Origin of the sequence: Undibacterium pigrum, assembly GCF_003201815.1 — a bacterium.
Classification (GTDB): Bacteria; Pseudomonadota; Gammaproteobacteria; order Burkholderiales; family Burkholderiaceae_D; genus Undibacterium; species Undibacterium pigrum.
Genome location: NZ_QJKB01000010.1, coordinates 71,116 through 88,162 on the forward strand (window position 1 = coordinate 71,116; position 17,047 = coordinate 88,162).

Consider the following 17,047-nt stretch of genomic DNA (forward strand, 5'->3'; position numbering starts at 1 on the left):
CACATCGTTTTATTTCGTTGTAGTTTGTTGTGACTTCATCCCGATTTTAAAAATAGAAAACTCATTATGTCTGAAAACAAAGCGGCAAAAACTGCCAGTAAATACCCGGTCAATATGACCGAAACAGCTTTCCCCATGCGCGGCGATCTGGCCAAGCGCGAACCCAAGTGGGTCAAGGAATGGCAAGACAAGAAAATCTATGAACGTGTGCGCAAAGCATCTGCCGGTCGCCCGAAATTCATCCTGCATGATGGCCCACCGTATGCCAATGGTGATATCCATATCGGCCATGCTGTCAACAAGGTTCTGAAAGACATGATCATCAAGGCGCGCACCATGGCAGGCTTTGATGCACCGTATGTACCTGGCTGGGATTGCCATGGTATGCCTATCGAAATCCAGGTAGAAAAACTGTTTGGCAAAAACCTGCCAGTGGCCGAAGTGCATGCCAAGGCACGCGTGTACGCGAATGAGCAGATAGAAAAACAAAAAGCTGACTTCATCCGCCTGGGTGTGCTGGGTGAATGGGATAATCCCTACAAAACCATGGCCTTTGGCAATGAAGCCGAAGAATTAAGAGCGCTCGGCAAATTGCTGGAAAAAGGCTATGTCTATCGCGGCCTGAAACCAGTCAACTGGTGTTTTGACTGCGGTTCTGCCCTGGCAGAAGCCGAAGTTGAATATGAAAACAAGCGTGACCCGTCCATCGACGTTGGCTTCCCGTTTGCTGAACCAGAAAAACTGGCAGCAGCCTTCAAGCTGGACAAGCTGCCGCTGGACAAAGGCTATTGCGTCATCTGGACCACAACGCCATGGACCATCCCGTCCAACCAGGCGCTGAACATGCATCCAGAGATCACTTACGCCCTGGTCAAGACCCAGCGCGAAGGTGAAGATATCCTGCTGATCCTGGCAAAAGACCTGGTTGAAGCCAGCCTCACCAATTACGGCCTGACAGGCGAAGTCATCGCCACTTGCCTGGGTGCGGATTTGTCAGAAATCAAATTCAAACATCCCTTGTCAGCACTGGATGCGGGCTATGATCGTTTTTCTCCAGTCTACCTGGGTGAATACGTCAGTACAGAAACCGGTACCGGTGTGGTTCACTCTGCGCCTGCTTACGGCATTGAAGATTTCCAGTCATGCAAGGCGCATGGCATGAAGGATGATGACATCATCGCCCCAGTCATGGGTGATGGCAAGTTTGCATCCAGCCTGCCTTTCTTTGCTGGCATGACGATATGGGAAGCATCCAAACCTATCTGCGACAAACTGCGTGAAGCAGGCACTCTGTTCTCATTCAAGATGTTCGAGCATAGCTATATGCATTGCTGGCGTCATAAGACACCTATCATCTATCGCGCCACTTCTCAGTGGTTTGCCAGCATGGACAATACGCCTAAAGCGGGCGGCGACAGCTTGCGCCAGACAGCATTGAAAGCTATCGATGAAACTGCCTTCTTCCCTGCATGGGGCAAGGCACGTTTGCATGGCATGATCGCCAACCGTCCTGACTGGACCTTGTCACGTCAGCGTCAATGGGGTGTGCCTATGGCCTTCTTCCTGCATAAGGAAACTGGCCAATTGCATCCACGTACGCCAGAGCTGCTGGAACAAATCGCCCTGCGAATAGAAAAAGAAGGCATAGAAGCCTGGCAAAAAATCGAAGTTGCTGATTTGCTTGGCGACGAAGCAGCCATGTATGTCAAAAACCGCGATACGCTGGACGTATGGTTTGACTCTGGAACAACTCATCAAACTGTCTTGCGCTACTCACACAAAGAGCAATCTGCCTTTCCGGCGGATTTGTACCTCGAAGGCTCCGACCAGCATCGTGGCTGGTTCCACTCGTCCCTCCTGACATCGAGTATGCTCAATGGTTGCGCACCATACAAAGCCTTGCTCACGCATGGGTTTGTGGTTGATGGCAACGGTGAAAAAATGTCCAAATCCAAGGGCAATGTAGTCGCCCCTCAAAAGGTATTTGATACCCTCGGTGCTGACATACTGCGTTTGTGGGTGGCATCAACAGATTACTCCGGCGAATTGTCTATCTCGGATGAAATCCTCAAGCGCGTGACAGAGGCATATCGCCGCATACGCAATACCCTGCGCTTTGTAATGGCGAACACATCTGATTTTGATGCCGCCAAGGATGCAGTCGCGATCAATGAATTGCTGGAAATAGACCGTTACGCCATCGCTAATATGGCAGCACTGCAAAAAGATATCCTGGCGCATTTTGAGGCTTTTGAATTCCATCCTGTGGTCAGCAAATTGCAGTCATATTGCTCTGAAGACCTCGGTGGTTTCTACCTCGACATCCTGAAAGACCGCCTGTACACCAGCGGCACGACTTCGCATGCACGTCGTTCCGCACAAACTGCGATCTGGCATATCACGCAGTCGCTGTTGCGTCTGATGGCACCGGTACTGTCTTTCACGGCTGAAGAAGCATGGCAATTCTTTGCGACCCCTGATGTCTACAAAGACGGTGACGAAACCATCTTCACGCAAACTTATTACAGCTTGCCAGAAATCGCAGGTGCAGAGACCTTGCTGGCCAAGTATGCCGCCCTGCGTGCCGTTCGCACGGGTGTAACCAAGCAGTTGGAAGAAGTACGTGTTGCAGGTGGCATAGGTTCATCCCTGCAGGCGGAAGTGACGATCAAGGCCAGCGGTAGCAAATTCGATGTATTGAACAGCTTTGCTGATGACCTGAGATTCACTCTGATCACTTCAGCAGCCGCTGTGGAACAAGTTGCCAGCGAAGCAGAAGAAGCGGTAGTTGTCACGCCATCCAAATACGAGAAATGCGAGCGTTGCTGGCATTATCGCGCGGATGTGGGCAGCAATGCTGAGCACACAAGTTTGTGCGGCCGCTGCGTAAGTAATCTGTTTGGTAGTGGCGAAGCACGTCGCTTTGCCTGATTTTGATCCAGTGAGGCTCTGTAATGAGCCTCACTTTTGAGTCTTACTTTTAAGCTTAACTCGTCCCGTCTCAATAACATTTCTCCATCCATGGCAACCAAAAAACGTAGCAATGCCTCTGGCAGTTCATCTGGCTCTTCGGCATCCAGTTCAGCCACGGTACTCTGGCTGGGTTTTGCCGCCATCGTCATTTTGCTGGACCAGGTCAGCAAGATCACCATCAGCAAAGCCTTTACTTATGGCGAGACCCTGGGCATCACTTCATTTTTCAATCTGACCCTGGTGTATAACAAGGGCGCAGCTTTCAGCTTCCTGGCGGCAGAAACTGGCTGGCAGCGTTATTTCTTTACTGCCATAGGCCTGATCGCAGCGGCTTATATTACTTATCTCCTGGTACGCCACGCAGGTCAAAAACTGTTCTGCACTGCCTTGTCCCTGATTATGGGCGGCGCTCTTGGCAATGTCATCGACAGGGTGATGTATGGTCATGTCATAGATTTCCTGGATTTTCATTACAAGGAAATTTATCACTTCCCGGCTTTCAACATCGCCGACAGCGCAATTTGTCTGGGCGCGGCATTATTCATCCTCGATGAATTACGTCGTGTCAAAAAATAAGGAATAGCACCATGAGTCTGCGACTGGCTGGTAAAAAGATCGTTCTTGGCCTGACTGGTGGCGTGGCCTGCTACAAGATTGCAGAACTGACACGGGCACTGGGTAAGGCCGGAGCCAATGTACAAGTGGTCATGACAGAGTCGGCCACCCATTTCATCACGCCGGTCACCATGCAAGCCCTGTCTGGCAATACCGTCTACACCGACCAGTGGGATGCGCGCATACATAATAATATGCCGCATATAGACTTGACTCGGGACGCTGATGCGATCGTCATCGCTCCGTGCAGCACAGATTTTATCTTCAAGCTGGCACATGGTGCCTGCAATGATTTGCTGTCCACTTTGTGCATAGCCCGTCCAGCCAGTGTACCTTTGCTGATAGCACCTGCCATGAATGTGGAGATGTGGCAAAATCCGGCTACCCAGCGCAATGTGCAACAGATTCTGGCCGATGGCATACAGATCATGGGACCAGCTGCTGGCGACCAGGCATGTGGTGAAACCGGCATGGGACGCATGCTGGAAGCAGATCAATTGCTGGCAGAAATCACTGCAGCCTTCCAGGCCAAGACCCTGGCGGGCAAACATGTGCTGATCACCGCTGGCCCCACCTTTGAACCGATAGACCCTGTACGTGGCATTACCAACCTGTCTTCAGGCAAGATGGGTTATGCAATTGCTCATGCGGCCTGGGAAGCGGGTGCCATCGTCACCCTGGTTTCTGGCCCGACCGCACTTGATACCCCTTACGGTGTACGCCGCATCAATGTGCAAACCGCGCAGCAAATGCACGATGCCGTGATGGCGCAATTGAAGCAGCAAAAACAGGATATATTTGTTGCGGTAGCTGCCGTCGCTGACTGGAAGGTAGCCAATGTCAGCGCGCAAAAGCTCAAGAAGACTGGTGCCAACGACACGCCGCAATTACAGTTTGCCCCTAACCCCGACATACTCGCCAGCGTAGCGGCCATGCCAAATGCGCCGTATTGCGTAGGCTTTGCTGCCGAATCAGAAAACCTGCTGCAATATGGTTCAGCCAAGCGCCAAAAGAAAAATATTCCGCTACTGGTTGGCAATATAGGGCATCAAACCTTTGGCAAGGACGAAAATGAACTGGTGCTGTTTGATGACCATGGTCACACCAATCTACCCGCTGCCGACAAGCAAACCCTGGCGGCACAACTGGTGGCAGAAATCGCCCTGCGCACCAGCCTGATGTAAATCTTCCATTCATGCTCAAAGAGCCTGGTCTCTTTGAGCATTATTTATTTGTTCGATATCATGAAAAACATAGACCTGAAAATCCTCGACAACCGCATGAAGGACTTCCTGCCATCATATGGCACACCCGGCAGCGCGGGCCTGGACCTGCGCGCCTGTATAGATGACGCCATCACAATACAACCGGGCCAGACAGTGCTGATCCCTACCGGCCTGGCCATCCACATCGCCGACCCTGGCTACGCCGCCATGATCTTGCCACGCAGTGGCATGGGCCATAAAAATGGTATTGTTCTGGGTAACCTGGTTGGTCTGATCGACTCTGACTATCAGGGCCAATTGATGGTATCAACCTGGAACCGTGGTCAGGCGGAATTTACCCTGCAACCTATGGACAGGCTGGCGCAACTGATTATCGTGCCGGTGTTACAGGTGGGCTTCAATATCGTTGATGAATTTGGGCAGAGTGAGCGCGGTGAAGGCGGCTTTGGGAGTACGGGCAAACATTAAATTCCTGTATTGCCCACCCACTTATTGTATGAGCCCAGCGAAGTAAATAATAGCAACGTCAGCAAAACCAATAATGTCAGCAATAAAACAGCCAACAAAAAATACGCATGGTAAGGTGGTGCATGCATCATCGTTATGCCAGTGAGTACTATAAGAGTGACATCTGCAATAAAGCAAAGCAGCAATTTCCAGACACGTGTCCATGAATGCGAACGCAATGCCCATGCAAACATCGCATAGGGCACGACCAGCATTAATAATGCAATCAACACTGGTGAGACTGGATATGGCTGCGGCTCGATAATGTGGCGCACATTGATCAGATATCCGTCTGGCTGCGTGCCAGCCCACAATAGTAATGCCGCCATCACCAGATAGATGGCGGCAATTATTTTTGTAGTATGGCGGTAGACCTGCTCAAACATGTTCAGGAATCAATCAGGCAAAGTTCGCCAGTGCCGCCACCAATTTAGCTTTCAGTTCTTCGTTCTTCAGTTCCTGCCTCTCCACATCAAAATTCTCATAAAAAGTCGGTACAGACAGGCTGGCTTTCAATTGCCCACCAAAGAATGGTGCGGATGTGGTCGCGGCGGCCAGTACGCTGGCTCCACCGCGGGCACCAGGAGAAGTCGAGATCATGACCATAGGCTTGCCCTGGAAAACCTTGCCATTGGCGCGTGAGCACCAGTCAAACAGGTTCTTATAGGCGGCGCTGTAAGAGCCATTGTGTTCGGCGAAAGAAATCAGGATGGCATCGCTGGCGGCGATCTTGTCCAGAAATGCCAGGGCCAGCGCGGGCTTGCCCAGGTCTGCTTCTTTGTCTACGCTAAACAGCGGCAATTCATAATCATTCAAATCCAGCACTTCAACTTCAGCCCCGGCAACCAGATGAGCGGCATAGGTAACCAGTTGTTTATTGATGGATTTTTTGCTGCTGCTGGCAGCGAAGGCGAGTAATTTCATGGTGTGTTCCCGGTAAGAAAATCGTTAAAAAGGCGGATATGCAACTGCACTTATTTTTTTAAGGGCGTTAAATCTATGGGTTTCAGGTAATCGTATTGGCCCGGGACGATCAGATAGCTTTGCCGGTATGGCTGATAGCCCTCAGCCTCAACCAGCAGTTCGTAACGCCCTGATTTCAGGCCAACGAAAGAAAAGGATGACTGATAACTATAATCCTGGCCAGCCATGTAGGCTTCGGCACCGCGGTCTTTTCCACCATACTCCGGTGTCAGTATACGGTTTTCATTTTCACCCTTGAGGGTAATGGATACTATGCGGATGTGCTGGTGAGGCTGGCGATAACTTCCAGCGGGATTGTCTCCAGCCTTGATATCGGCCCCTATATAGCCTGACAGCACGCCTTGTGGCACCAGCGAAAATGTCAATGCTGGCTTTTTGCCGGATGCAATCACGGCAGGGATTTTTGCCGGAACTGTTTTAAAGCCATACGCAAACACTGTTGCTTCATACTCCCCTACAGGGAAGGGTCCGAATTCTCTGCCACTATCACCTGCGCTCACAGGCAGAATTATTTGCTCGCGAGCAGCCCCCGTACCGACGGGCGTCAACAGCAACAAGGGGTCGGTTTTAGGGAGCTTGTCTTGCATTTCATAAGTGAAGGCCACCTGTACATTGCCATTATCAGTGAGTGTAGCTACAGCATTCTTTTGATCTGCAGAAGCAAGTACGGCAGCATATTGGCGGAAAACCTCTGGTGACGACAGTATGCTGACATGGCTTTCATTGAAGCCCTTGACCATGCGGGCATCTGCCTGTGCGTCGGCACGCAGCTCGCTGGCCAGAGTGATGCTGCCGTCAGTATTGGCTGAGCGCAGCAGGCTGTAACTGCCGCCATGACCAAAAAACAGATAGTAGTCCAAGCCCGGCGGCAAAGGTTTCTGGAACAGTGTTTGCACAAAACGGCCACTGGCTTGCATATCATTCCACGAAGGCACGACAACCGGCGAATAGCGTACGCCCTTGTCTGCCATGGTATCGCCCCCCCATGGGGTCGACAATGAAACGAACAGTTTGGCTGTCGGAAATTGCGCACCATAATTGCTGAGGAAAGAGCGCACAACCAGACCACCCATGCTATGCGCAGTAAAATAAATTTTATCGAAATGATAGCGCCTTTGCAGGTTGACCATTTTCCAGTACAGCAGATAAGCCATGGAATCCAGAGAAGCACCAGAGGGGTAATAAAAAAACCAGGGCTGGTATTTGCTTCTGTCCAGATGCTCAAAAAAATATTTCCAGTCCTGCGGAGAACCACCAACACCATGGACGAAAAGGACAGGGATTTTGGCCGGATCGTATTTTTCAAGGAAATAAATATTGCCGCCAGTTTTTTTAAAAAAATCCACTGGCGCCCAGTAAGCGCCCCGGCCAGCATAGGACGAAAATACCGCATCATCAAGCTCCGCAATCGCCCCTATCTGGGTACTATGCAATTTGCTTCCGCTTGCCGGTGTGGCTACTACAGTGCCTGTCGGAATGGCAGTTTGCGCAGCATTGGAAATAAGGAAGTTGAGTTCAGCGACGACACCAGTTCCTGACGCCACGATCGAGGTGGATGCATATAGTCCAACAGGTTCACCTTCATCCAGCATGAGGTTGCCATTGGCATCACCAAAGGCAAATACTGCATACTCGCCCTTGGGAACAATTAATTCATAAGCGCCAGGTTCATGCAGTACCGTGTAGTGGGCGATTTCCAGCTTCCCCTGGTGTTTGGTATAGGCCGCAACGACAACGGGTTTATCCCATGTCATATCACTGGATATCGAGCCAACCAGCACCGTCGATGAATAAAAGACCTTGGTTTCTTCATTCAATTTAACGAATGAACAGGCGCTGATACAAGCACTGAGGCACGCACCACCAATTATCCAGGCCAGCACACGCAGTGACAATCTTCGTATCACCATCAGAACATTGACCTGACCAGAAAATAGCCCCAAATTATCCTTTACTGATACCTGCATGTTTGCTTGTTTCCAAATAAAAGGTGAATGACATATTTGCCAGGTCAAGGTGAAGACTGATGTGCATGCCACCTCAAAAAATTATATCAAATATAATAGTTGAAATTCGCATTTTTACGGCATATATACAGTGCCTGGAAGGTATTTTGAAGCTGACTGGGATATTAATTTCTGGCAGTAAAAACTGATTACTTATTTATTACTATCGCCAGTGACACCGTTATCTGGCGTCACCAATGTTACCAATGTCATCAACAAACGCTTTTGAAAAGGAATAAACAACATGAGCGTCATCAGCCTGACCATACCCGCGCGCAGCAAAGACCTTGGAGGGTTTACTGTCGGGCGCATCCTGCCATTTGCCAAGCTCCATCTGGTTGGCCCCTTCATCTTTCTCGACCATATGGGGCCCGCCCGGTTTGAAGCCAGGCAAGGCATGGATGTAAGGCCGCACCCGCACATAGGCCTGGCAACTGTTACCTATCTTTTTGAAGGCAGCATGTTTCATCGTGACAGCCTGGGTTCAGAGCAAGAGATACTGGCTGGCGATGTCAACTGGATGACTGCCGGTCGCGGTATCACCCACTCTGAGCGCAATAGTCCTGAGCAAAGATCGCAAACCCGCACTGTGCATGGTTTGCAAAGCTGGGTGGCTTTGCCCAAAGAGTTTGAGGAAGTGGAGCCGGAATTTCATCATCATGCAGCAGATAGTTTGCCAGCATTTGCCATCAATGATGTGGTACTGAAGCTGATTGCCGGCTCTGCCTACGGCCATACTGCACCCGTCAAAATTTTTAGCCCGCTGTTTTATGTGGAAGCAAAAATGCCAGCAGGTACGCAATTGCAAGTACCAGCAGAATATGCTGAACGTGCCTTGTACCTGATCTCGGGTAACGTACGAATAGCAGATGAAGCCATAGAAGAGCGTACCATGCCTGTCTTTGCTGAAGGCGCAGATGTGACCATTACAGCAAGCAGCGATGCCCACCTGGTGTTACTGGGTGGTGCAACATTGCCTGAACAGCGCCATATTTTCTGGAATTTTGTTTCCACATCAGAAGCGCGCATTGAACAGGCAAAAGCAGACTGGAAAGCCGGGCGCTTTGCAAAAGTCCCGGGCGACGACGAATTCATTCCATTACCAGAATAGGGAAAACAAGATGTCAGATAAAACCATTTCGGCCCATGTCGCAGAAACAGGCGAAAACGCCTTTGCTGTCAACATCAATGTCTCCGGGCATCTGATCAAGGGTGACGAGCCACTGGATGCTGGTGGTGGCGATCTCGGCCCTGCTCCCTATGATTTATTGACCGCAGCACTTGGTGAATGCACGGCCATGACCGTGCGCTGGTATGCAAACCAGCATCAATGGCCACTGGACAAAGTAGAAGTCAGGCTGACGCATCACAAAGAGGGTGTACAGGATATCTTCAAGAAAGAAGTAATCCTGCACGGTGCAGGCTTAACAGAAGAGCAGCGAGCCAGGCTGATCGCCATCGCAGCAAAATGCCCTGTGCATAAAACCATCACCAGCTCGCCCATCATAGAAACCAGCGCAGGCTGAAAAAGCAAAAGCCCGGTTCAATTAATCTGATCCGGGCTTTTTATTTGTACAACTACTTTTTCAGTTTGCGGCTGCGTCCTGCTGATTCGCGCAAGATGGTGTAGTTCCAGTCGTCGTCATGAGAACCTACCGAGACGCGGAACATATCATTGTCGCCCTTCAGGCGCTTACCCAGTGCGACATGCTTCTTGCTGACATCGCTGCGTTCATAGACATCAACCTCGACTTCATTTCCTTCCAGGGCTGCCTGGGATAGAACTGCGTCTATGGTCTTGGTTGTATATTCAAGTACATATGTGGGAAGTGTCAGGCCTGCCATACTTGTCTCCATCACGCAAAAAACATACAACCTTCAATGAAATACCCCGGCCGTAGCCGGGGCAGACAAGGGTGGAATTATTCTACTTCGACCACCTCTTGTGATGCCTCTGGTGGACTGGCATCGCCTTCAGAAAATTCCAGTTTGACCTGGTCTTTGTCATCAAGGTCGACAATCACACGTCCGCCTGTCACCAGCTTACCGAATAAGAGCTCATCCGCCAAGGCTTTACGTATCATATCCTGTATCAAGCGCGCCATAGGTCGTGCGCCCATCAAAGGATCAAAGCCTTTCTTGCCGAGGAATTTGCGTAAATTTTCGGTAAATGTGGCTTCGACTTTTTTCTCATGCAATTGCTCTTCGAGCTGCATGAGGAACTTGTCGACGACACGCAAGATAATCTCTTCGTCGAGTGCGCGGAAGCTGATAATGGCATCCAGACGGTTACGGAACTCAGGCGTAAACATACGTTTGATATCGGCCATTTCATCGCCAGCTTCTTTGCTGTCGTTGAAACCGATAGAACGTTTTTGCAAACTTTCAGCGCCCGCATTTGTCGTCATGATAATAATGACATTGCGGAAATCTGCCTTGCGACCGTTGTTATCTGTTAACGTGCCATGGTCCATCACCTGCAACAAGATGTTGAAAACATCAGGATGCGCTTTTTCTATTTCATCCAGCAGCAATACTGCGTGCGGCTTTTTGGTGATGGCTTCAGTCAGCAAACCACCCTGGTCAAAACCCACATAACCAGGAGGCGCACCGATCAGACGGCTGACGGCATGGCGCTCCATGTATTCCGACATGTCAAAGCGTATCAGCTCTATACCCAGGGTGAATGCCAATTGCTTGGCAACCTCGGTCTTGCCCACACCGGTAGGGCCGGAGAACAGGAAAGAACCAATAGGCTTGTCTGTCTTGCCCAGGCCAGCACGCGCCATCTTGATCGATGATGCCAGTGCTTCAATGGCAGGCTCCTGACCAAACACGACATTTTTCAGGTCGCGTTCTATGGTTTGCAGCTTGCTGCGGTCATCCTGATTGACGGTCTGCGGCGGAATACGGGCAATTTTCGAAATGATGTCTTCGATATCTGCCTTGCCTATGGTTTTCTTTTGCTTGGACTTGGGCAAAATACGTTGGGCAGCACCAGCCTCGTCGATGACATCAATTGCCTTGTCGGGCAAATGACGGTCATTGATAAAGCGTGCAGACAATTCTGCTGCAGTCGTCAGCGCCGAGGCTGAATACTTGACGTTATGATGCTCTTCAAACTTGGATTTCAAGCCGCGCAAAATCTGCACAGTTTGCTCTACCGTTGGTTCATTGACATCGATCTTCTGGAAGCGACGTGCCAGCGCATGGTCTTTTTCAAAGACGCCACGGTACTCTGTGTAAGTGGTCGCACCTATGCACTTCAGCTGTCCGCTGGACAAGGCTGGTTTCAAGAGGTTGGACGCATCCAGCGTGCCACCAGATGCTGAACCAGCGCCGATGATGGTGTGGATTTCATCAATGAACAAAATACCGTTAGGCGTGTCTTTCAACTGCTTGAGCACACCCTTAAGACGCAACTCAAAGTCGCCACGGTATTTGGTACCGGCCAGCAAGGCACCCATATCAAGAGAATAGACCACAGCATTTTGCAAAATATCGGGTACATCACTTTGCGTGATGCGCCATGCCAGGCCCTCGGCAATGGCTGTTTTACCAACGCCAGCTTCACCCACCAGCAAAGGATTATTTTTGCGGCGACGGCACAGGATCTGGATCACGCGCTCAACTTCATTGTCGCGACCGATCAGCGGATCTATCTTGCCTTCCGCAGCAGCCTTGTTCAGGTTCTGGGTGAACTGATCCAGCGGATTTTCCTTGGCTTGTGCTTCAGCCTGGTTCTCCTCAGAGCCTTCAGGTGACTTAGGTACTTCGTTATGGCTGTCTTTACGCACACCATGTGAAATGAAGTTGACCACGTCAAGACGCGTCACACCCTGCTGATGTAAATAATACACAGCATGAGAATCTTTTTCACCGAAGATGGCGACCAGCACATTCGCACCAGTCACTTCCTTCTTGCCATTCGATGCTGACTGCACATGCATGATGGCGCGCTGTATCACGCGCTGGAAGCCCAGTGTAGGCTGGGTATCAACCTCATTGGTGCCAGGTACGGTGGGGGTATTATCAGTAATGAAATTACCCAGGGTTTTGCGCAAATCCTCAATATTGACTGCGCAGGCCCTCAAGACCTCCGCAGCAGAAGGGTTATCCAGCAAGGCGAGCAAGAGATGCTCCACCGTGATGAATTCATAACGAGCCTGCCTGGCCTCGACAAAGGCCATGTGCAAACTAACTTCCAGTTCTTGCGCAATCATACTTCCTCCATCACACATTGCAGGGGGTGTCCTGCCTTACGAGCGTGCGTTAAAACGAGTTCCACTTTGGTCAGCGCAATATCTTTGGAATAGACGCCACATATCCCTTTGCCATCCCTGTGTACCTTGAGCATGATCTGCATGGCAGTCTCACGATCCTTATTAAAATATTCCTGAACGATCGCCACCACAAACTCCATAGGAGTGTAGTCGTCGTTGAGTAAAATTACCTGATACATGGAAGGCGGCTTTAACTTCTGCGCCTGACGTTCCAGTATCGTACCGTTTTCTTGCTTGTTTCCCATACGTATATTCTAGTACGTTGATTCATTTCAGAGACAAATAATAAGCGAATAAAAACGGCTTAATTCTCTCCCTGGTCAATGTTACGCGCTTTCTGCTTTGTTCGCAGATGGTGATCAATTCCTTTAGATCAAGTTTCAATAGCAAAACTATTTCTGCATATCAAATATAGCCTGATTTTCTTGTCATTAAGTAAAAATACAACAGTACTGCAAAACTACTTCATTTGTAACCAGAAGTTTCTTGACTTTAGCTTTTTTTCCGCCAAGAATGATATTTATTGACAAATAAAGTAGTAAATCGTCAATATGAAGTGAGCAAGTCAAGGGGGAGGTAGCATAGTGCTAGGTTTCTTGCTTTTACGGCTCGTGTGATTAGTTTTTATTTGAAAGATGCATTATGGCAACAGGTACCGTCAAGTGGTTCAATGATTCCAAAGGTTTCGGCTTTATCACTCCGGATGACGGTGGTGAGGATTTGTTCGCCCACTTTTCCGCAATCCAGATGAACGGCTTCAAGACCCTGAAAGAAGGTCAAAAAGTTTCGTTCGAAGTCACGCAAGGCCCTAAAGGCAAGCAAGCTTCCAACATCCAAAATCCTTAATCCTTGATTCTTCATTGATTCTGGTTTTTTAAAAAACCCCGCAATTGCGGGGTTTTTTTTCATTCGTTTTCATTCGTTTTCATTCATTTTCATTTCCGCACAACAGATTTTCCATTTTGCTTAAACCGGCTTCAAGGCTACAGTAGATGCCTGGTCAAAACGCAGGCTTACTTTTTCTTAATGAAACTCAGGCACAAAATCATTTTTCTGGCGATTGCCCCCTTGCTGCTGGCCTTCGCCGGTATCGCCGCGGCGGTATTTTATCAAGCCACCTTTTTGGCCAAACAACAAAGAAGTACCGTAGAACAAGCCTACATTTCCAGCAAAGAGGCTGAACTCAAGCATTATGTCACCCTGGGCACCGCTGCAATTGCGCATTTATATAACAGCAAGCAGCAAGGCCAGGCCACGCAAGAAGAAGCCAAAAAAATACTGGCTGCACTGGACTTTGGTGACGATGGTTATTTCTACATCTACGATCTGCAAGGCAAAAACCTCATGCATCCTCGCCAGACCGACCTGGTTGGCAAAGACTTGTGGGGTATGACTGATCCACAAGGCAATTTCACCATCCAGAATCTGATCAACAAGGCCAAAGCCGGTGGTGGGGCCATACGCTATATGTGGGTTAAACCCTCGACACAAAAACTCATGCCTAAACTGGGCTATGTCGTCATGCTGGAGCAATGGGGTTGGATGCTGGGCACAGGCATTTATCTTGACGACGTAGACGACGCCTTGAACAAAATTGACATTCAAGTGGCAAAAAACATACAAAGTACCATGTCATGGATTGCGGGCATCGCCATTATCAGCGCCTTGCTGATTGCCCTCTCAGGTCTGGCCCTGAATATCAGTGAATCGCGTCTGGCAGAAGCCAAACTCAAAGTGCTGGCCCAAAGTGTCGTCAGCTCCCAGGAAGATGAGCGCGCCCGCCTGTCACGTGATTTGCATGATGGTCTTAGCCAGCTACTGGTGTCAGTCAAGCTACAAATAGAATCGGGCCAGGTCAAGCTGCATCAGGCAAGTGCCGGGCCAGAAGCGGCAAAGCTGTCATTTGCCCGCGCCACCGACCAGCTCAATGAGGCGCTCAGCGAAGTCCGGCGCATCTCGCATAACCTGCGCCCTGCCCTGCTGGATGATCTGGGTCTGGTCGCAGCCTTTGAACATCTGGCAGATGAATTTGAGCATGCCAGCAACTTGCCCGTCAGCTTTCATGCCGCCGGTGAATTTCATGCCCTGGATGAAATCAGCAACACTGTCCTGTTCAGGGTTGCTCAGGAAGCCCTGACCAACATACACAAGCATGCCCAGCAAGTCAGCCATGTCAATGTGCAATTACTGAGCGATGCCGAAGGCATCAGGCTCATCATCAGCGATGATGGGCGCGGCTTTGATATCAAGGGCGTGGCAAACCACCCGCATCGTGGAATAGGCCTGAGCAATATGCGCGAACGACTGGCTGCGATTAACGGCCGTTTGGAATTACAATCCGATACCAGCGGCACCACCGTGACCGCAAGCTTATCGAATGGAGAGAAAAAATGACCGAGAACATACCGGTCCAGCCAGCGGCGGAAGTGCATGCTGCACCTGAAATACAAGCAACGCAAGCAACACAAGTGCATCTGCTACTGGTTGACGATCACCCCCTGGTCAGGGACGGGCTCAGGGCGCGGCTGGAGACCATCGCCAGCATCACCATCGCAGGTGAAGCAGGGACAGCAGAGGAAGCTCTGTCCATCGCTGCCAGCAAGCCTGTGAACCTCATCCTGATGGATATCAACCTCGGCACAGGCAATGGCATCAGTCTGACTGCCCGTTTCAAGGCAGAATATCCGCATATCGCCGTCATCATGCTATCCATGCATGAAAAGACAGAATACGTAAATCAATCGGTGCAAGCTGGCGCGCGCGCCTATGTGCTCAAGGATGCACCGGCAGTCGAAATCATAGAAGCAATAGACACTGTCATGGCTGGCGGCACCTATTTCAGCTCCGGCCTGAAGAAGCAAGCAGCAAACAGCGACAGCAGCCAGGTGCTGACACAAAGGGAAAAATCCATCCTGAACTGCATAGCAACAGGCAAATCCAATAAACATATCGCCAGGGAGCTGGGGCTCAGTGTCAGAACGGTAGAGACCCATAGGCTTAATATCAAGCGCAAATTGAATATTGAAGGCCAGGCTGATTTGATACGCTATGCACTCAATAATGCGGCTACATAAGACTTCATGCGACTTTTGCCATCGATGAATAGAAATCCAAGGTAGCATTTAACAAAAAGCCGGTCCAGCTCATCGCTGCACCGGCTCTTATTTTATTTTTTCTTTATTTTTTCTTGAATGTTTCCAGCGCCTGCGTACGATATTCCAAATCTTCTTTTTCAAGATCTTTTATTGCCTGTACCGTTACATTGATGCGTTTGATTAAGTCATTGTATTGTTTCAAGTCCGCATCCGTCTCAAAGTGCAAGGTATTGTCTACGAATTTGATCTTGCCAAAACGATTTTCACACAAGCTCAACACCTGCTTCACCAGCTCCAGAAATATACGCAGCTGTTCATCATGCCGTATCTGCAAATCAAATATTCTTTCAGTAGAACTCTTATTGCCAGCAATGATTTCCTCTCTTTGCTGCTGCGGCATAACAATGCGCTGACTTGCCTCACCATATGCCGTACGCAAGCTTTCAAAGTGCTTAGTATTATTACTGAATATATTCTCTGCCGACAAAACAGTCAGATTACTGTTTTCGAGCCCCTGGCGCGTGGTCAGGCTTTCCGCTTTCAATACCTTGGCAAGATCCAGGGATTTGATTTCTTCTGAATACTTCTTGCTTTGCTTGATATTGGCACGCAAATATTCGTAGGTCAGTCGTGCTTCCTGATCAAAATAACGCAGGCCAGTCAAGGGGATACGGTCAGATGGATTGAGGCTTTCCATCTTATCTTCCTGTTCAGCTTTCAAATACTGTGCCGTCATTTCAGCAATCACTTTACGTGCCAGATTTGCCCTGCCCTGCATCTCCTCTTTTGCCCATTGCCCCACCATTTCCTTACGCTCGTCCGTACTGTTCTTGAGCGCGTTAAGGAAACTCAGGTAATTGGCAGAAGAACGAAAATCATTGACTGCCTTCCGATCTGCAGGACTGAGTTTCATGAATTCACTTTTGGCGACGTCTGATCCACGATTCATTTCCTCACGATCAATGCGAGTGGAAATTTTCCCTATGGGTTTAGACAAGTCTTTCAACAATTTTTGCGCATAATCATTGGATATATACTTACTGACAACAACAGACATGCGAAGATTGATAGCCTCAACAGTAAAAGGACGCAGATAAATTTCCGGATCCAGATAGGTTTCAGGTTTGGTGTTGTTAGAATTTTCTACCTCACGGCGAATAGCAGTTTTTATTTTTTGGTCGAATGCAAAGATGCGCAAAATTTCCTGCACGTCTTCAACCCTGGCAGGATTACTGATTGGTATTCCCGCAGCACTGGCTATCAAAGTCATGCCTGATAAAATCAATACCGTCAACAAGCGATACAGCGACATCATTATTCTTCCCTCATTCAATTTATAGTTTTGTGTTTGTGTTGTG

Annotated in this window: 16 protein-coding genes; 9 read left to right on the top strand and 7 right to left on the bottom strand. The window is 49.4% G+C overall.

Annotated elements, in window-relative coordinates; all coding sequences use genetic code 11:
* Positions 1 to 66: 66 nt before the first annotated feature.
* From ileS to dut, 4 genes are all read left to right on the top strand, one after another.
* The gene (gene ileS / locus DFR42_RS22850; protein ID WP_110257362.1) at positions 67 to 2,931 is read left to right on the top strand and encodes an isoleucine--tRNA ligase; all 2,865 of its coding nucleotides are present in this window, start codon (positions 67 to 69) and stop codon (positions 2,929 to 2,931) included.
* 90 nt (positions 2,932 to 3,021) lie between these two features.
* Positions 3,022 to 3,549, top strand: coding sequence for a signal peptidase II (gene lspA / locus DFR42_RS22855; RefSeq protein ID WP_110257363.1), 528 nt, complete (start codon positions 3,022 to 3,024; stop codon positions 3,547 to 3,549).
* Between the two features lie 17 nt (positions 3,550 to 3,566).
* A complete protein-coding gene (coaBC, locus tag DFR42_RS22860) occupies positions 3,567 to 4,772 on the top strand; it encodes a bifunctional phosphopantothenoylcysteine decarboxylase/phosphopantothenate--cysteine ligase CoaBC (RefSeq protein ID WP_110257479.1) in 1,206 nt (401 codons plus the stop codon).
* A 60-nt stretch (positions 4,773 to 4,832) separates the two neighbouring features.
* Positions 4,833 to 5,282, top strand: coding sequence for a dUTP diphosphatase (dut, locus tag DFR42_RS22865; RefSeq protein WP_110257364.1), 450 nt, complete (start codon positions 4,833 to 4,835; stop codon positions 5,280 to 5,282).
* On the opposite strand, the gene DFR42_RS22870 is transcribed toward dut, so the two are convergent.
* The 3 genes from DFR42_RS22870 to DFR42_RS22880 are packed head-to-tail and all read right to left on the bottom strand — an operon-like array spanning position 5,279 to position 8,272.
* On the bottom strand, positions 5,279 to 5,707 hold the full coding sequence (locus DFR42_RS22870; protein WP_110257365.1) for a hypothetical protein: 429 nt from the start codon (positions 5,705 to 5,707) through the stop codon (positions 5,279 to 5,281). The genes dut and DFR42_RS22870 overlap by 4 nt on opposite strands.
* 13 nt (positions 5,708 to 5,720) lie before the next feature.
* Positions 5,721 to 6,245, bottom strand: a complete 525-nt coding sequence (locus tag DFR42_RS22875; protein ID WP_110257366.1) for an NADPH-dependent FMN reductase — start codon at positions 6,243 to 6,245, stop codon at positions 5,721 to 5,723.
* A 50-nt stretch (positions 6,246 to 6,295) separates the two neighbouring features.
* Positions 6,296 to 8,272, bottom strand: a complete 1,977-nt coding sequence (locus tag DFR42_RS22880) for a lipase family alpha/beta hydrolase (protein ID WP_110257367.1) — start codon at positions 8,270 to 8,272, stop codon at positions 6,296 to 6,298.
* A 283-nt stretch (positions 8,273 to 8,555) separates the two neighbouring features.
* On the opposite strand from DFR42_RS22880, the gene DFR42_RS22885 reads away from it, so the two are divergent.
* Entirely contained in the window at positions 8,556 to 9,422 is an 867-nt protein-coding gene (locus DFR42_RS22885; protein ID WP_110257368.1) for a pirin family protein, read from the top strand.
* Positions 9,423 to 9,432: 10 nt separating this feature from the next.
* Complete coding sequence (locus DFR42_RS22890; protein WP_110257369.1) at positions 9,433 to 9,837, top strand: OsmC family protein; 405 nt, start codon at positions 9,433 to 9,435, stop codon at positions 9,835 to 9,837.
* 52 nt (positions 9,838 to 9,889) lie between these two features.
* Here the strand turns inward: DFR42_RS22890 and DFR42_RS22895 are convergent, their stop codons facing one another.
* The 3 genes from DFR42_RS22895 to clpS form a co-directional block, all read right to left on the bottom strand.
* Positions 9,890 to 10,156, bottom strand: a complete 267-nt coding sequence (locus DFR42_RS22895) for a hypothetical protein (protein WP_110257370.1) — start codon at positions 10,154 to 10,156, stop codon at positions 9,890 to 9,892.
* 77 nt (positions 10,157 to 10,233) lie between these two features.
* Positions 10,234 to 12,534 carry an ATP-dependent Clp protease ATP-binding subunit ClpA gene (clpA, locus tag DFR42_RS22900; protein ID WP_110257371.1) on the bottom strand — a complete coding sequence of 767 codons (2,301 nt, stop codon included), beginning with the start codon at positions 12,532 to 12,534 and terminating at the stop codon, positions 10,234 to 10,236.
* The gene (gene clpS / locus DFR42_RS22905; RefSeq protein WP_110257372.1) at positions 12,531 to 12,839 is read right to left on the bottom strand and encodes an ATP-dependent Clp protease adapter ClpS; all 309 of its coding nucleotides are present in this window, start codon (positions 12,837 to 12,839) and stop codon (positions 12,531 to 12,533) included. Before clpS ends, clpA begins: the two co-directional genes overlap by 4 nt.
* Before the next feature lie 397 nt (positions 12,840 to 13,236).
* Here clpS and DFR42_RS22910 point away from each other — a divergent pair, with 397 nt between their 5' ends.
* From DFR42_RS22910 to DFR42_RS22920, 3 genes are all read left to right on the top strand, one after another.
* The gene (locus DFR42_RS22910; protein ID WP_110257373.1) at positions 13,237 to 13,440 is read left to right on the top strand and encodes a cold-shock protein; all 204 of its coding nucleotides are present in this window, start codon (positions 13,237 to 13,239) and stop codon (positions 13,438 to 13,440) included.
* A gap of 180 nt (positions 13,441 to 13,620) precedes the next feature.
* On the top strand, positions 13,621 to 14,988 hold the full coding sequence (locus DFR42_RS22915) for a cache domain-containing protein (RefSeq protein WP_110257374.1): 1,368 nt from the start codon (positions 13,621 to 13,623) through the stop codon (positions 14,986 to 14,988).
* Positions 14,985 to 15,668: a response regulator transcription factor gene (locus DFR42_RS22920; protein WP_110257375.1), complete on the top strand. Its 684-nt coding sequence runs from the start codon at positions 14,985 to 14,987 to the stop codon at positions 15,666 to 15,668. The genes DFR42_RS22915 and DFR42_RS22920 overlap by 4 nt, the downstream gene beginning before the upstream one ends.
* A 103-nt stretch (positions 15,669 to 15,771) precedes the next feature.
* On the opposite strand, the gene DFR42_RS22925 is transcribed toward DFR42_RS22920, so the two are convergent.
* A complete protein-coding gene (locus tag DFR42_RS22925; RefSeq protein ID WP_170133645.1) occupies positions 15,772 to 17,022 on the bottom strand; it encodes a hypothetical protein in 1,251 nt (416 codons plus the stop codon).
* Positions 17,023 to 17,047: the final 25 nt, after the last annotated feature.

Excerpts from the sequence above, each read along its gene's own strand:
- DFR42_RS22920 (WP_110257375.1), top strand. The coding sequence starts at position 14,985 with ATGACCGAGAACATACCGGTCCAGCCAGCGGCGGAAGTGCATGCTGCA.
- DFR42_RS22890 (WP_110257369.1), top strand. The coding sequence starts at position 9,433 with ATGTCAGATAAAACCATTTCGGCCCATGTCGCAGAAACAGGCGAAAAC.
- DFR42_RS22875 (WP_110257366.1), bottom strand. The coding sequence starts at position 6,245 with ATGAAATTACTCGCCTTCGCTGCCAGCAGCAGCAAAAAATCCATCAAT.
- clpS (WP_110257372.1), bottom strand. The coding sequence starts at position 12,839 with ATGGGAAACAAGCAAGAAAACGGTACGATACTGGAACGTCAGGCGCAG.
- DFR42_RS22915 (WP_110257374.1), top strand. The coding sequence starts at position 13,621 with ATGAAACTCAGGCACAAAATCATTTTTCTGGCGATTGCCCCCTTGCTG.
- DFR42_RS22870 (WP_110257365.1), bottom strand. The coding sequence starts at position 5,707 with ATGTTTGAGCAGGTCTACCGCCATACTACAAAAATAATTGCCGCCATC.
- dut (WP_110257364.1), top strand. The coding sequence starts at position 4,833 with ATGAAAAACATAGACCTGAAAATCCTCGACAACCGCATGAAGGACTTC.
- clpA (WP_110257371.1), bottom strand. The coding sequence starts at position 12,534 with ATGATTGCGCAAGAACTGGAAGTTAGTTTGCACATGGCCTTTGTCGAG.
- DFR42_RS22880 (WP_110257367.1), bottom strand. The coding sequence starts at position 8,272 with ATGCAGGTATCAGTAAAGGATAATTTGGGGCTATTTTCTGGTCAGGTC.
- DFR42_RS22895 (WP_110257370.1), bottom strand. The coding sequence starts at position 10,156 with ATGGCAGGCCTGACACTTCCCACATATGTACTTGAATATACAACCAAG.
- DFR42_RS22910 (WP_110257373.1), top strand. The coding sequence starts at position 13,237 with ATGGCAACAGGTACCGTCAAGTGGTTCAATGATTCCAAAGGTTTCGGC.
- DFR42_RS22885 (WP_110257368.1), top strand. The coding sequence starts at position 8,556 with ATGAGCGTCATCAGCCTGACCATACCCGCGCGCAGCAAAGACCTTGGA.
- ileS (WP_110257362.1), top strand. The coding sequence starts at position 67 with ATGTCTGAAAACAAAGCGGCAAAAACTGCCAGTAAATACCCGGTCAAT.
- lspA (WP_110257363.1), top strand. The coding sequence starts at position 3,022 with ATGGCAACCAAAAAACGTAGCAATGCCTCTGGCAGTTCATCTGGCTCT.